Source organism: Christensenella sp. KGMB01412, assembly GCF_055522415.1.
Genome location: NZ_JBVFVW010000002.1, coordinates 288,732 through 304,091 on the forward strand (window position 1 = coordinate 288,732; position 15,360 = coordinate 304,091).

The 15,360-nt window shown below is 41.9% G+C and carries 16 protein-coding genes and 1 tRNA gene; 8 read left to right on the top strand and 9 right to left on the bottom strand.

All coding sequences use genetic code 11. The annotated features are described in order from the left end of the window. Positions 1-462 precede the first annotated feature (462 nt). Together ACS5WU_RS04420 and ACS5WU_RS04425 are read left to right on the top strand one after the other, a co-directional pair. The gene (locus ACS5WU_RS04420; protein ID WP_465088969.1) at positions 463-2,496 is read left to right on the top strand and encodes an N-6 DNA methylase; all 2,034 of its coding nucleotides are present in this window, start codon (positions 463-465) and stop codon (positions 2,494-2,496) included. Then, positions 2,493-3,347 carry an HNH endonuclease gene (locus ACS5WU_RS04425; protein WP_465088970.1) on the top strand — a complete coding sequence of 285 codons (855 nt, stop codon included), beginning with the start codon at positions 2,493-2,495 and terminating at the stop codon, positions 3,345-3,347. The genes ACS5WU_RS04420 and ACS5WU_RS04425 overlap by 4 nt, the downstream gene beginning before the upstream one ends. Positions 3,348-3,645: 298 nt before the next feature. Here ACS5WU_RS04425 and ACS5WU_RS04430 read toward each other — a convergent pair. The 3 genes from ACS5WU_RS04430 to ACS5WU_RS04440 form a co-directional block, all read right to left on the bottom strand. After that, a tRNA-Glu gene (locus ACS5WU_RS04430) sits at positions 3,646-3,720 on the bottom strand. Between the two features lie 118 nt (positions 3,721-3,838). Beyond that, a complete protein-coding gene (gene glnA, locus ACS5WU_RS04435) occupies positions 3,839-5,167 on the bottom strand; it encodes a type I glutamate--ammonia ligase (protein ID WP_046444078.1) in 1,329 nt (442 codons plus the stop codon). A 250-nt stretch (positions 5,168-5,417) separates the two neighbouring features. Further along, positions 5,418-6,557, bottom strand: coding sequence for a DUF3048 domain-containing protein (locus ACS5WU_RS04440; RefSeq protein WP_046444079.1), 1,140 nt, complete (start codon positions 6,555-6,557; stop codon positions 5,418-5,420). A gap of 193 nt (positions 6,558-6,750) precedes the next feature. Between ACS5WU_RS04440 and ACS5WU_RS04445 the strand changes: the two genes are divergently transcribed. Continuing rightward, positions 6,751-7,092, top strand: a complete 342-nt coding sequence (locus tag ACS5WU_RS04445) for an FtsB family cell division protein (RefSeq protein ID WP_465088971.1) — start codon at positions 6,751-6,753, stop codon at positions 7,090-7,092. A gap of 455 nt (positions 7,093-7,547) precedes the next feature. On the opposite strand, the gene ACS5WU_RS04450 is transcribed toward ACS5WU_RS04445, so the two are convergent. The 5 genes from ACS5WU_RS04450 to ACS5WU_RS04470 all read right to left on the bottom strand — a co-directional run bounded on the left by ACS5WU_RS04450 (position 7,548) and on the right by ACS5WU_RS04470 (position 10,053). Continuing rightward, positions 7,548-7,811, bottom strand: coding sequence for a Txe/YoeB family addiction module toxin (locus ACS5WU_RS04450; RefSeq protein WP_465088972.1), 264 nt, complete (start codon positions 7,809-7,811; stop codon positions 7,548-7,550). After that, on the bottom strand, positions 7,811-8,062 hold the full coding sequence (locus ACS5WU_RS04455) for a type II toxin-antitoxin system Phd/YefM family antitoxin (RefSeq protein ID WP_465088999.1): 252 nt from the start codon (positions 8,060-8,062) through the stop codon (positions 7,811-7,813). The genes ACS5WU_RS04450 and ACS5WU_RS04455 overlap by 1 nt, the downstream gene beginning before the upstream one ends. 134 nt (positions 8,063-8,196) lie before the next feature. After that, positions 8,197-9,378, bottom strand: a complete 1,182-nt coding sequence (locus ACS5WU_RS04460; RefSeq protein ID WP_465088973.1) for a WG repeat-containing protein — start codon at positions 9,376-9,378, stop codon at positions 8,197-8,199. Positions 9,379-9,394: 16 nt separating this feature from the next. After that, the gene (locus ACS5WU_RS04465; RefSeq protein ID WP_465088974.1) at positions 9,395-9,568 is read right to left on the bottom strand and encodes a hypothetical protein; all 174 of its coding nucleotides are present in this window, start codon (positions 9,566-9,568) and stop codon (positions 9,395-9,397) included. Positions 9,569-9,663: 95 nt separating this feature from the next. Then, on the bottom strand, positions 9,664-10,053 hold the full coding sequence (locus ACS5WU_RS04470; protein ID WP_465088975.1) for a hypothetical protein: 390 nt from the start codon (positions 10,051-10,053) through the stop codon (positions 9,664-9,666). A 180-nt stretch (positions 10,054-10,233) separates the two neighbouring features. Here ACS5WU_RS04470 and ACS5WU_RS04475 point away from each other — a divergent pair, with 180 nt between their 5' ends. The 5 genes from ACS5WU_RS04475 (at position 10,234) to ACS5WU_RS04495 (ending at position 14,525) form a co-directional block, all read left to right on the top strand. After that, positions 10,234-10,365, top strand: coding sequence for a hypothetical protein (locus ACS5WU_RS04475; protein WP_465088976.1), 132 nt, complete (start codon positions 10,234-10,236; stop codon positions 10,363-10,365). A gap of 554 nt (positions 10,366-10,919) precedes the next feature. Continuing rightward, the gene (locus ACS5WU_RS04480) at positions 10,920-12,578 is read left to right on the top strand and encodes a DEAD/DEAH box helicase (protein ID WP_465088977.1); all 1,659 of its coding nucleotides are present in this window, start codon (positions 10,920-10,922) and stop codon (positions 12,576-12,578) included. 353 nt (positions 12,579-12,931) lie between these two features. Beyond that, positions 12,932-14,095, top strand: coding sequence for a tyrosine-type recombinase/integrase (locus ACS5WU_RS04485; protein ID WP_465088978.1), 1,164 nt, complete (start codon positions 12,932-12,934; stop codon positions 14,093-14,095). A gap of 20 nt (positions 14,096-14,115) precedes the next feature. Continuing rightward, positions 14,116-14,328 (top strand): hypothetical protein, encoded by a 213-nt coding sequence (locus ACS5WU_RS04490; RefSeq protein ID WP_465088979.1) that lies wholly within the window; start codon positions 14,116-14,118, stop codon positions 14,326-14,328. Further along, the gene (locus ACS5WU_RS04495) at positions 14,325-14,525 is read left to right on the top strand and encodes a hypothetical protein (protein WP_465088980.1); all 201 of its coding nucleotides are present in this window, start codon (positions 14,325-14,327) and stop codon (positions 14,523-14,525) included. Before ACS5WU_RS04490 ends, ACS5WU_RS04495 begins: the two co-directional genes overlap by 4 nt. 111 nt (positions 14,526-14,636) lie before the next feature. Here the strand turns inward: ACS5WU_RS04495 and ACS5WU_RS04500 are convergent, their stop codons facing one another. Further along, positions 14,637-15,167 carry a hypothetical protein gene (locus tag ACS5WU_RS04500; protein ID WP_465088981.1) on the bottom strand — a complete coding sequence of 177 codons (531 nt, stop codon included), beginning with the start codon at positions 15,165-15,167 and terminating at the stop codon, positions 14,637-14,639. Positions 15,168-15,360 lie beyond the last annotated feature (193 nt).

Below are 15,360 nucleotides of genomic sequence, written 5' to 3' on the forward strand. Positions count from 1 at the left end.
CTCTGTTGAGCTTCGTACCCATCGGATTGTCTACCCGATTCCTATGCTTATTTCACTACATATATTTCAATCTGCTCAAGTTATCGTTGGATAATGTTTGATTCAGTGATATAATTTTGGAAAAGCCATAATGCGCTATTCAATGTGACGAAAACTGATGTTATATAAACGTAGATAAGTATATTAGATGAGTGACCAAATATCTGAAAGGATTACAACATCCCTTTTATCTGCTGATGTACCATAACTGTAGAAAGATAGATAGTACTGCTGTAAGGAAAAGGTGTAAAAAACAGTCCTTAAAAGCTTATTAACAGCATTGAATGCTATTTTGTTTGTATAGGCCTATACTTGGCACTTTAATTGAGCTGTAGTAATTGAGGATATAAGTTCAACTTAAACTTTTTAATTTTTACTTTCAAGTAGTATTGTGAGCATAACAATGGAAAGGCGGCGGTATGAATGGACACCATAAACGAAGGGCGGATGAGTATCCTTTCTGATCTGTGGCATCTACGGGAAAGACTTGACAATAACATGCTTCTATGGCTATTATTGCTGCGAAAGCTTTCGCCGAGCTATTCCCCACCCGAGGAGGAGCTTGCTATAGAGGCCCAGCCACAAAACGGAATCGATGGAATTGGGGATGTAACCGCAACTGCTTGGGATATGATAGTTGAGCGGCAGGGTGGTAGCTATGTTGCGGTTTTGAAGGAGGCCATAAGAAGGCTGGCACGAAAGCATAATTGGATAGGAGAATTGCTTGAGGATATGGATATTGTTGTAGAAGACGAGCAGGCGATGGAGGACGCTGTACGCTTATTTACTAATTTACCCGAAGATATAAGCTTAGAATTTGTGTATGAGACTCTTTTGAGATGGGAACCTGAGGAATTACCAGTAACCAATGGAGATTTTTATACTCCTAAGCAGGTAATCGCGTGTATGCAAGATATTGTAAATGCTGATGCTAGTCTATACGACCCTTGTTGCGGCAGCGGGGCTCTATTGGCTGCCGTACCAAGAGCGGCAGAACGAGCCACGGACTTGTATGGTCAAACTATGGATGCTCGTTGCCGTACACTGACCCGCATGAACCTAATAATGTGTGGGCTAGATGTTGACTTGGGGCCTGCCCCTGCCAACACTCTGGCCTTGGATGTGCACCAGAGTCTGACCTTTAACGCTATTGTAGCGAATCCACCTTTTAATCAGAAGAACTGGTACAGAGGCATTAATTATAGGGATAAGCGTTGGCACTATGGTCTGCCGCCCAGAGGTAATGCTAACTTTGCATGGCTGCAGCACATTCTATCTAAATTGGAGGAAGGTTGTATAGCGGCGGTAATCATGCCAAACAGCACCCTTACCACCATTAACGTTAGGGAGCGGACCATCCGTCAGAGAATGCTGGAGGATGGAGTGGTGCAGGCGATTATTACGCTACCGCCAAACTTATTTTATACCACAAAAATACCCGTATGTATTTGGGTGTTGAAAAAAAAGAGTCGCAAAAAGCAAGCGGTGTTGTTTATTGATCTGCCCCGGCTTATGAAAGTGGAGAATAAAACTTTTGAGGAAGCGATTGTTTTGCCTGCCGTATTGTTAAAGGAGTGGGAGAAGGAGCGAATGGAACACCGTGAGGGCGTAATAGCCGCAAGCTTTTGTGAGATTCAGGCATATGACTATTCGTTAAGTCCCAATCACTATAGCAGAAGTTGTCTGCCCTACATACCACTTGCGCCTGATGCTTGGGAGACACCACGACTAATAATACGTCTTTTGTGTATGGAAGGCAGTTTGGCCCAAGATACTGCAGAATGTATAAAAGCACTTACTTACAATACAGCTACTACAAGCTGGCAAAAGGCATCTATCGGCGCACTATACAATATTTTTGGTGGGTTGTCGATACGAAAACCGGAGTATGGGACTGGAACTCCTTTGGTAGATGTAAAAACTATTCTACACAATCACTTTGTGCCCCGGACCCAACACATATGCGCTGTGGTGGAACAGGCAAAGAGGGAAAAGCACAACATACGCCGAGGGGATGTATTAATAAACCGAACCAGTGAAAACTTGGAGCAGCTTGGCTGTGGTTGTGTAGCGGATGAAGACGTGGATGCTGTGTTTGTTGGATTTGCTAAGCGCTTGCGGCCCCGCGGCGCAGGTGATACTTTTCCAGTATATCACCGCTATGCAGCAGGTTATTTTCGTAGCCGAGTGTATCGGGGAGAGGTGGAACACAATGCGCCGGTATTTACCACCCGGGCTAGTCTGAAAGAGAATGATATCGCTCGGATATCCCTGTACTATCCAGCCATGGAGCGGCAGAAGCAAATAGGTGACGCTTTATACGCTATCCACGAAGCCTTTCAAAACGCCACTCCCCGGGGGCAATTTATGCTGCAAGAATTACAGAAACTCTTTGTGGAAAACTTGATAACCAATCCAATATTACAGTGGAAAAATGAGGGGATGGATGGACGATGATCAAAACGAAACAAACTCAATTGGTATTGCTGTACGCCATAGCGGAGCTGGGAGGCGAAGCCACCAAATCCCAAGTTCTGGAGCATATACAAAATAATGGCTATTGGGCCAAAAATGATGAGAATGACGGGACACGCCCTTCCCGCGCCGAAAAGACTTGGCGCAATGATTTTTCTTTTGAACGCCTTCATCTTGTGAATAGTGGTCATATGACCAAGAGGGAGGAAAAGGGTTGGTGGCTGCTGACAGCAACAGGCCGGACGATGCTGGCTCAGCTGATAGAACAGGCCAGGGATGAATCTTCTGAGAAAATGGCAATGATAAACGCGGCCTTTCTGCAAAAGTTGAACCTACTGGAATTGTATCCTGAGGAAGCCGAGGACCGAATTCTGATGGAGAGCTTAGCTGCCGAGACTACGGAAGAATCTGCTACCCCCTCGGTGCTGATAAATGCGCCTCTGCCGAAAGGTGAAGTAGCCCGCCGAGCAGGTAATAAGCCTGTGTATAAGCGCAGTCCTACGGTAGCCCGAGCGGCACTTAGACTAGCTGGCCACGTTTGTGAGGTGAATCCGGACCATCCTTCCTTTACCAAGCGTAACACCCAGCATCTGTATATGGAGCCTCACCATTTTATCCCCATGGCTGCCACGGATCGATTCGACGTAAGTCTTGATCGAGAGCAAAACATTTGTTGCCTGTGCAGCAATTGTCACAATCAAATCCACTATGGCGCTCCGGAAGATGTTCGTCGCCTGCTGGACACGTTGTATCACAGCAGATGGCAGAAATTATGCGCTATTTTGGGTAGACCTATAGAATTAGAAGAAATTTACAAAATCTACAATGTGTAAAGGAGAAACATTGGTAACCTCATCACTTCGTAGATGTAATTTGTTTTTTTATTCCAGTGTTATATGCCTTTATTCGTTGAGTTTTGCGAATTTATCAGACAAAAAAGCAACGAACTATTCTGTCCCGTTGCTTTTAGGCAATTCTAATTTAGTTTCCACATTTGTTTGATTAAGTGAATTGATTACTGTTATATCCGATGCTGCCGTGAGGAACGCTTTTTTGATATTGCCCCAAACGGGAGAACCGCAGGTTAAATTTTTTGTATAAAAATAGAGCAAAGCGTACTTTGCTCCAAAATGGTGACCCCACCGGGAATCGAACCCGGGTTTCAGCCGTGAGAGGGCTACGTCTTGACCGCTTGACCATGGGGCCGTCTAAATCAGATAGCAATAATAATTGTAGTGGATTCTGGGACTTTTGTCAATAACGAAATCGTCTGTCGAGCATAAAACATGCCGCCTTATTTTACTAGGCGGCATGTTTGTTATTTTTAATATTTGGTAAGATACTGTTCGCGTTCCCACTCGTGAACGTGCTGGGAATAATCGGCCCATTCCTTTTTCTTGCCTTTGAGGTATTTTTCGTAGGCGCCGCCCAAAACTTCGCGCATCAGCGGATCCTCTTTAAAATCATTGATCGCGTCAAACATGTTCTGCGGCACGCGCTTGATTTTGTGCATGGTCTTTTCTTCATCCGTCAGTGTATAAATATTTTTATTCACCGGCGGTGGAGGCGTCAGGCTGTGTTCGATGCCTTCAAGGCCTGCTGCAAGAGCGCCCGCAAATGCAAGGTACGGATTTGCGGTAGGATCGGGATTGCGCATTTCAATACGCGTAGCCGAGCCGCGGGCAAATGGTACGCGCACAAGAGGACTTCTGTTTTTGGCAGACCATGCGATATAGCAGGGCGCCTCAAAGCCCGGAACAAGGCGTTTATAGGAATTGATCGTCGGATTCGTAAGCAAAGACAACCCGCGCGCGTGCTTTAAGATGCCGGCCATAAAGCCATAAGCCTGCCGCGACAGCCCAAGCTCATCCGCTTTGCTGGTAAAGGCGTTTCCTGTAGCTGTGCACAATGACATATTGATGTGCATTCCGCTGCCCGCAATTCCAAAAATCGGTTTGGGCATAAAGGTAGCGTGTAAATCGTGCATCTGCGCAATGCGCTTGACCACGATTTTGAAGGTCATTACGTCGTCTGCCATCCTGAGCGCGTCGCCGTATTTAAAATCGATCTCATGCTGACCTGCCGCGCATTCGTGATGGGACGCTTCGATTTCAAAACCCATCTCTTCGAGTGCAAGGCAAATATCACGACGGGCGCCCCCGCCCATATCGAGCGGTGCAAGGTCAAAATATCCTGCGTCGTCATTTGTCTCGATTGTAGCTTTGCCATTCGCGTCCTTGTGAAACATGAAGAACTCGCATTCCGGGCCGATATTAAGCGTATAGCCGAGTTCTTTAGCGCGTTTCAGCTGTTTTTTGAGGATGTGCCTCGGGCAGCCTTCATACGGCGTGCCGTCCGGCATATATACATCGCAGATAAACCGGGCAGTGCGTCCCTTGGGGTTTGACCAGGGGAAGATTTCAAATGTATCCAGATCGGGAACCAGCATCATGTCGGATTCCTCAATGCGCGCAAATCCGTCGATAGACGAGCCGTCAAACATACATCCTTTTTCAATAATTGTGTCAAGCTTGGAAGCCATGACCGTTATATTTTTTAAAATGCCGAAAACATCGGTGAATTGTAACCGTAAAAATTTAATATCGTTTTCGTCAATCAATTTGTGAAGCTGTGCCTTGGTATATTTTGGCATTCTGTTCTCCTCCATATTTGCTAATATACCTATTATATATGATATCAGCGGGAATAGGCAACTATTATTGCAGTTTATGAACTTCCTGCGCAAACGGTATTTTTCCAAATCACTATCCCTGAGACCTTCTCCGATCCCTTCAGACTAAGCCGCCTTGCGCAACGCACATGGTTATATCTGTACGATGCGCTGGGTTTGATTTATTGACTATAAAAAGACCGCCCGTTGTTTCAGGCGGCCTTCAAAATTTTTATTGTCCGTTATTGGTTTCTTCCGTTCCATCTGCAAACGTTGTGACAACGTCGTGCTCGGACGGATGGATTTCAATCCATGTATTGCCTGGCGTAAAGGTTACTTCTTCGCCGCTGTCCAGCCGATAGGTTGTTTTATCGGTATAGCTTGGACGCTCCCACGTTCCGGTAAGGTGTTTGCCGTGGATTACGTATTCCGCTTTTCCACTGCCCTCAAGCGTAACGATTTTGCGCGAGCCCTCGCTCGAACCGGTGTCCTTGATGCCGTCCACATACTGGATTACAAGATTCTGGACTTCTACAGGAGCTTCCGTAACTGCGTCTTCAAATTCTTTTCCGTTCATGGAGCGAATCAGTTTGTCTTTATCCTTATCGTATTCATAGGATACGAATCCCGGGCTCTTATAGAAAGAAAGCTCGATTTTTTCAATCTCCGGCTCATCGGCATAATCCTTGAGCGGATAGAACGTAAAGGACTGCAGCGGCTCAGGCGTGTAATCATACAGCTCGAGTGCTTTCATCAGGTCAACGCCTGCATATGCCGATACGGGCGATCCCTTTTTCAGGGCGAAAAAGAGTTCCGTATGCGTGGCATGCTTGCCTGCTCCGTTGATGCGCTGTTTGATGTGATCGCTACTTTCGCCCCAGATGTTTGTCTCGGAAACGCCTGTTGAATCAGGTCCGCCGTTATGTACGAAAAGGGCATCCCATTCCTGCTGGATGCGCTGGTGATAGTAGCGCGTGGAGCGGACCGGCCCGACCGTAAATTCGTCAGGAGCGTCTTCGCCGTTGATTGCGTCGTTGTAAAGCGCGGTGAGACGTACGTCGCTGGCCTCCACAGGGGTTTCATAAACGACGTCCGCAGCCTGAATATTCGTTTGCGGACGGGCCTTTGCCGACTCATTGTCAATCTGCACGATAATCGGCTTATATGTCGTATTCCCCGTAAGCCCTGTAGTGGGCGACACATCCGTGGGGATTGCATCCGGCGTTTCTGTTGCCGGCGCAGCCGACGGTTCCTGAGTCTCTGTTGTAATGGTCGTTGGAGCGGCAGACGGTTCTTCTGCGGGCTTGGAGCAAGCCGTAAATACACCGCAGACCATGAGCGCTGCCAATAAAACTGTCAGTATCTTCTTCATAAATAACAAACCTTCCTTATTTTACTAAGTTTGTATATTATAACATCATATTTACGATTTATAAACATTTCTGTAAAATTTAAGATTGTTTTATTTCGCGACAGGGTATTATATTTGTCAGTAGTTTGCGCTTTTTCTTGAAGTGAAGCGATATTTGTGGTATCTTATAGGAAACCATGGGAGGCTTGCTGTTATGGCAAAAAAGAAAAAAACGTTTCGCTTTAACAGAATAAAGATTTTTGTGTTAATTGGCGTTCTGGTGTATGCCAGTTTAACGTTTTTTAATCAGCAGACGATTCTTGCGTCCCAGATATCACGGCAGGAAGAGCTTAACGCAAAGCAGGAAGAGCTCGAAAAGGAAATTGATTATTACAAAAACGAGTTGGATTATATCGGCTCTGATGAATATATCGAAAAGCAGGCGCGTGAACGCCTTGGCTGGCTAAAGCCCGGCGACAAAAAATATGTGGAGCAGGAAAACAGCAGCCCGTCGCCTGATCCGCAGGCCAGTGACGAACCATCTGCCGGTGAATGAAATATATTTATTTTTTAGTTGACATGAGGCAGGGTATCGTTATATAATATTACTTGGTCGCTGTTGGAGACCATAGAATACTATACGTCGCGGGGTAGAGCAGTTTGGTAGCTCGTCGGGCTCATAACGCGTAGCGAACATAAATATACAAGACTCTGTAATCATAATGCAGAGTTTTTTTTTATTCCATGAATCAACACCTGTTCATCACGATTTGGCCCCCGTTTGGCCCCTGAGGGTATGAAAAAAGGCCCAACCAGATGTGTTGAACCTCCTGCCCTCACGGCAATTTCTCTGCCATTTCATCAATATGCGCTTTGACCTGTTCACTGGAATAACCACCGTTCAGTCTGTAACTCTGTTCGCTCCTATCAAGACGTTCTAAAATAGTCAAACGGTTGATTGTGTTCTTGCTTATTTGTGTGTCAACAGGGATTTGATTCATTATATCTTGACTACCGTTCATAATGCGTCCACATGCTCCTTACTACAACGATTTGAACGTCCGTATCTACAGAATATACCAATCTATGCTGTACGTTGATTCTGCGGCTATAATAGCCCTGTAAATCTCCTAACAGTTTTTCATAAGGCGGTGGGGATTGGAATGGATTTTCGACCAACCGATTTAAGAGAACCTTTGCTTTAGCTTCCAATCCTGCGGCTTTCAGCAGCTTTTTATCTTTCTCTGCCCGTTTCGTGAATACTACCCTGTACATTACCATTCCTCGTTCGGGTCATACTCTTTCATTTCTTCGATAGATTCGTTTTCACTCTCCTTGATTGCTTCCACAAGCCCCGGAACAGAATGCAGGTATAAGGTTTCTTCAATAGACTTCCAATCATCCTCGGACACCAAAACAGCGTTTCCATCCTTTCCTGTAATATGAACAGGATTATGTGATTCATTGGTTTCACGAACAAGTTTATATAGATTTTGCCTTGCTTTGGTAATATTGATTGATTCCATATCTTTCACCTCAACATTATTGTACCGTACGGCATAACGTACGTCAATGAATTTCATTGATTTTAATAGAAGAGAGGCCCAACCGTGTGATGGTTGAGCCTCAATAAATTTATAGATAGATATACTAATCTTTATTACGATTCAGTAATTTCTAACATATTGCCGCTATTATCCATAAACATTGCTTTACCATCTTTTTGTACTATGCAATATCCATTGGAAAATTTAGCGTCTATAATATCATCAAATTGGATTCGGTCTGATACTTTGTTAAAATTTTTATCTACAACATATCCATATAATCCTGTCGAGGTATCCCATTCAGTCCAAACAGCATGGTCTTCGCTAAATATTCCAAATGAATATTCATTTTGTGGTTCCAAAACAAATTCTCCGCTTTTATCTATATAGGTACAATATGACTTCTCGTCTTTGCCCTTAAAAAATACAACTGCAAGATCTTCATTAAAATCGGATAATGTTGTGACATCATAGTCAGACAAATCAATTATTCTATCCCCATCTACATTGGCATATCCATAGTCGCTGCTATAGCCGCCATAGTCAATACCATACGCAAATAGTCCTTGACTGCAGTCTCCCAGATAGTCTGGTTTACTGGGGAGCATAAAACGTGTTGCCCCTCCCTTTGAATCAACAATAACTGTATCCCATGTAGGAGTTTCACCTATCGCATATCCTTCATGAAAAGCTGATACTGATTGAAGTGGGAGAGAATCTGAAGAGGTTTGTCGTTCCCCCTTATTATTAATGATATACCAACTTTTGTCTTTTTTTACCCAAGCCACGCCATCAGAAAATGTTGTCTCGGGTTGTATCTCCCACTCATTTTGAAGGGGTATTACAACTTCCCCATCAATATTTATAAAGCCGTAGGATGTTTCATTTTTATCATAACTTTCCTCATGTTTTGAAACTCCGATAAGTCCTTCTGAATAGTCAAACATTTCTGTGTACTTATCTTGATAATCTCGATAATCAAATACGATATTGCCTTGTGTATCAATAAGTGCTTTATAGGATGTATTATCTTCATCTTCTAATGACACTTGCGCAATCCCATCTCTAAATGATGTTGCCTCCACAAAATTGATAGGAATTACAATATTTCCCGATGTATCAATGTAACCATACAATCCGTTCTTTGAGACAACAGCCAAACCCTCACTAAAATTTTCAACGGCTACTATTGCACCACTATTTCCTCCACTTTCTACACTCCCTCCGCAGCCTAATAATCCTACTGTTAAAACGACTACCAACACAATGCATAATATATTTTTTATTGTACTCATAATTTTTGTTACCCCTTCAAAATCCTTTGCGTGCATGTTCATATCCCTCAATAAAACTCGAGGGCATTCCTTGTTCTTTGAACCAAGCAATCTCACGTGATTTATTAGTACAACTATGTAAACGTAAACTATTTATAATTATAATAGCTACAATCACAATCACGATAAATGCGACTACTTTTCTTTCCATTTTTTCCTCCTGAAAATTCTATACGTAATACTTTCTTGCTCTGTGTATCAATATTGAGCCAAACTTTATCATCTTTCAGTCTGCCTAACTGGATATTATCCTATTTTTGTAAGAGTCATAACTAACTCTCCATCTATAGCATTCATTTTCAGTACATCATTTTCATATCTAAGTTCATGTGTCACTCCATCTTGTGGATTTTTCAACTGATAGTACCCCTCCTCAATTTTCTCCCAAGTGGTATCTTCTAAAAATCCATAGGAGGCCGTTCCATCCTTAGAAAGAATCAAGTTCCCCGCAGGTATATCGGTTCCAGTATATGTTTTGTTATTTAACTCCATGCTTACTGGTTTCCACTCACCTATAATATCTTCGATAGTGTTCCCAACAGTATTTCCAGTACTTCCAGTATTTCCACATCCCACTAATCCTACTGCTAAAATAGCTATAAGCGCGATACATAACATATTTCTGATTGCTTTCATTAATTTCTTGCCCCCTTTTATATTAAGATGATTTCATTATAGATATATGTCATAGTGATGTCAATTACATTATTTAGTGGTTGCATACACCTGCCTTTATTTCTCCTATACTGTAATCAGACTAATGTTAGTGAAAGGAGAACCTATATGTCTACATTAAAACGAGTATTTACCCTACGCTTGAACGATGAAATCTTTGACCGAATCGAAGCAATAGCAAAAGATGAGCATCGCTCTATGACGAATCTTATCGAATATGTATTGCTGAAATATATTGAGGAGATCGACCGTAAAAACGACAATTCCAAGTAGACACAAGGGCCGCTCCTATATACAGTACAATGGAGTGGCTTCTGTTTGTTCTATCCTGACAGCATATTTTCACCCCCTAAATCGACACCACACATCCCAGAATCACACAGGATATTTCTTCATCCCAAAGATAACAACTTGCCTATCCATGCAGAATATCTGCTGAAAAAGCACCCTGCATATCCATGGTGAGATACATAATAGAATACTTCATACATCAAATTCTGTTATGATGGTAAATCAAAAAATTTTCCATTCTTCTGAAGAATCCTCTTTTATGATGGAAGAATATTTTGATGTCTTGCTTTGTTTACTTTTCGGAAATAGAAAGAACGTCATATCACAATAATATGACGTTCTTTTTTGTATAACGATATATCCTCACCACGCTTCCCAAAATCATGCAGGTGGAGTTTTTCGTAATCAGATAACAAGTGGGCTGATGAAATGTCAGGCGCAGACTGGTAAAGCTCCTGCCCTGTAAATCGAAATTCCATCCATCGAATGCTTGTGATATGATAAAGATAATAATAGGTAATATGGGAGTAACAAGGATGAAGCTGAAACTGAACTGGGTAACGGATATTATTGGTGAGGAATATAAAAACTGGGAACCGGGAGATATTATACTCATCGAAAGCCAGACAGGAACAGGAAAGACACACTTCATTAAGGATATCCTAATTCCATACATATTTCGTGAATATAAAAATATGCTGTTTGTATGTAACCGAATCAACCTTAAAAGGCAAATCAAACGGGATTTACTGAAACAGTATGGTAAGGAAATCCCCTCCACTCTTGAAGAATTGGACAAAATATCCAGAATCGAAGGACGCTTAGAGCCGTCATGGATATCTATTTCCAGTTACCAGTCGCTACAGGAAGATGTACTGAATCACAGATATTTTGAAAAAGAAATGGGCTCTCTCAACCGTAGTGTTTGGTATAGTTATATCGTACTGGATGAATGTCATTACCTCTTTGCAGATAGCGGTTTCAACAATAAAACGAATATCGCCCTTGGTTCTTTGGTAAATTATTATCATCCTAACGCTATCAAGATATTCATGACCGCTACGATGGATGAAGTAATCGAGCCAATCAAAGAATATGCCGAGAAGATAAGGCCTGTAGCAGAGAAATACTTATTGGGAGGAGAGCGTAAACTGAATATTAGAACTTATTCCACAGGTCGGGATTACTCATATATCAATCCCCAATATTTTAAAAATATCCATGATATTACCGCGCTCATCAAAAATGACCGTTCAGACGATAAATGGATCGTCTTTGTAAGCAATCTGGATAAAGGGAAGAAACTGCAAAGGGAATTAGGAAACGATTCTGTCTTTATATCTGCCGGAACAGAACATGAAGAACTTGACTGTATCATCCATCACAGTAAATTCAACCGAAAAGTGTTGATTACCACAAAAACATTGGATAATGGGATAGATATTAAAGACCATGCAGTCAAAAACATCGTAATTATGGTATGGGATAAAATAACTTTTCTCCAGATGTTAGGCAGACGGAGAGTAGACATCAATCATGCAGACTTATTGAATCTATATATCCCCATGCAGTATAAAAAGAGTTTTTATACCCTGCTTACGAGCTATCAAAAGAAATTAGAAGAAATCCAATTATGCAAGGAGAATCCAAACGAGTTTAACAGAAAATATGATACCAATATAAAAGCTCTTGGAGAGTATCAGGAATTATTCTATCGGGATAAAGAAACAAAGGAATGGACTGTCAATCCATCAGGAGAAGCAAGGTTGCTGAACGATAAACATTTTGCGGAATCTATGATACAGAAATTTGAAGAAGATGGAGAATTTGCGTTTGTTAAGGAACAATTATCATGGATGGGTCTGGAAGATACGTTTGACGAGAATAGACTGATTAAGAACAGCGTATCTGATACAGAACATGAAAATCTGGAAACATATCTCAACAAATTATATACATCCCATATCATTATGTTAACCAGAGAAGATAGACAGGAATTGATTGAGAGAATCAACGTGAGAGACGGTAATAATCGTAATAGGTTACTGAAAAGCATAGACACTCTGAATAGTAAGTTAAAAGAAGTCGGAAGTCAGTTTGTCATAAAGAAATTTGAAACCAGTAAAATGATAGATGGAAAGAAGCATAATTACAAAAATGCTTGGAGAATCGAAAAACGCAATATCAGTCAATAGCTTACCCCCCGATTTGGGTGAAAATCTAAAAAATATAAATTTCCATCCAAAAAAGGGGGTAAATGAATCCAAATAGATTCCCTTTGCAATAAATAAGCGAACATTATCATAATCAAGTATATCTAATGACGAGATGAAGCAACAAATACCATCTCGTTCTTTTTATGATAAAATCCCCTATCATACATTGGTCTGGAAATACTGTGTATTTCCAAACCGATAAAATATAATGTCTTAAATCATTCTGTCAAAATATCCTATCCGAAAAAGAGGGAATCCTATTCAGTATGGAAAAAATGAAATTTTGTTGAGGACGACTCAATGAATCAATCATACAGGAGTGGACTACACAAATGGCAAGTATCAGAAAGAAAGGCAAAGGATATGACCTTAGGGTATGCTGTGGATATGACGTTGACGGGAAACGTATCGAGAAATACAGAAGATGGGTTCCCGATTCATCCATGACAGCAAAGCAGGCAGAGAAAGAGGCGAAACGTCAGCTTGTATTATTCGAGAATGAGATAACGCGTGGGAAATGCCATGACAACACCACCCGTTTCCATGATTTGGCAGAGATGTGTATGCAGGAGTTCAAGACAAGACTGGCTCCCAAGACATATATCCGTTATGGAGATTATCTGAAACGGATTGATAAGGCAATCGGTCATATCAAGATTCGTGACCTTACACCCATTCAGCTAAATGCGTTCTATCGGAGTCTTGCACGGGATGGAGCAAATCACAGCAGAGGCGGAGGACTTTCTCCCAAGACAATCATAGAACATCACAGGCTCATTTCCAAAATGCTGAATACTGCTATCCGTTGGGGCATGATAGATGTGAATGTGGCAGGAAGAGCTGACCCGCCTAAACTGATACGTAAGGAGATACAATGTCTGAATGAACGGGAGACTTCTCACATGATTCACCTGTTGAATGAGGAACCCATACAGTATCGTACCATGATTCTCCTGCTTCTCTATACGGGTATGAGACGCGGAGAGTTATGCGGATTGGAATGGAAAGATATTGATTTCACAGAACGCAGATTAAGTATCGTCAGGACGTCTCAGTATATCGGTCATGGACAGATCATCACGAAAGAACCCAAGACACGTTCAGGACGTCGGGAATTATCGTTAAGTCCTACTCTCTGTACCCTGCTGAAAGATTACAGGGTATGGCAGAATACACGGAGGCTTCGTACAGGCGAACGATGGATGAATACGGACAGGCTGTTTACCCAAAGCAACGGAGAACCCATTTATCCCGATACGGTAACGGAATGGTTCGCTAAATTCCTGAAACGTCATGACCTGCCCAAAGTAACCCTCCATTCCCTGCGTCATACCAATGCCACCCTTATGATAGCGGAGGGGGTGGACATCTGTACGGTCTCTAAGAGGTTAGGTCATGCAAATACATCCATCACATTGGATGTGTATGCTCATGCCCTGAAGACAAAGGACAGCGACGCAGCGGATAAGCTGGACGCTGTGCTGGCTGTGAGGTAATATGTTAAGGAGGACAGAATATGATAGAAATTACGGAAGAAGTAACGGACAAAAAGACATTAGCGGATAATCTGGCTAAGGCGTATCAGTATGTTACAGACGCTATGTCGGCTAATGTGGACGCTCCCTATTTTTCGGAACGGGAGTTTGACGATTTACGGGATATGAGATTTAAACTGGAAATCCTTGTTGACCGTTTGCGTGGATTATGTGAAACCGGAAGTATGGAATGAGGAGGGATAGTATGGGGAATGGAATCGAGATTACGGAACTGAGCACGCCGTCCGATAAGCTGATGGAGGCAAAGAACCTGATACTGGAAGTACTCTACGAAACCCGTCATGACGATGCATTGAGTGAAGCGGAGGCTTCGGACTTGCGGCGTGCGGCCAAGACACTTGCCGTCATCTCCGACAAGCTGAACAGATAGCTTCCTGCCTGTACAGAATTTGCCCCCCATTTGGCCCCCATAATAGCATAAATTTTCAATGAAATCCCCGCTTGATGAAATGTTAGGCGGGGATTATTATGAGAGAATTTGTCATTTCCCGCGTTCCTTACGAGAATAAATATAGTCTCCTGACTTAGAATCAAAATGTGATGATAGACTTACAATATTATCAGTTACAATATAATTCATATATGTTACCCAATCAGAAAGAGATACTTTATATAAGCATTTATTTCGGTCGTAATCTGATGAAACCAAAAAATTGACTATAATTCCAATTTCATCGAATTCTACAAAAAATAAGTAAGAGTGTATTAGCGAATTACATATATCTTTTCCCTTAATAGCAACGGAAGTTTGTTTCTTCCAATTATGGCTATCTTCTTCAAGGCAACGACTTAGCCTGTTTATCGGCTTAAGTGGGTTTATAGACTTAACTTCAAATGTATAGTTGTCTGCTTCATCACTCAATTTACCACCACAATCAATAAGTTTACGGATTATAAAAGCTGAATAAAATATACACTTCTCTATAACGGTGTATGTAGCGTCTGGTTTTTGATCAAAATTTTCAGGTGTATTATATTTCAGAAGAAGTTGCATTCTTCTTTTTAAATCCATTTTCCAAGGTTGGCTTTCCAAAAGCATATTTAATCCCCCACTATAGGCTGAAAATTTACTTGTGGTTATGCGTCAAAAGTAACGGTAATACAATTTCAGTAGATACGCCTAATTAAAATAAACATCAAATAAGGTTTTTTAAGATGCTATAAGTACAAGCAGCATCTTAACCAATCAATCCACAAGTATTCAA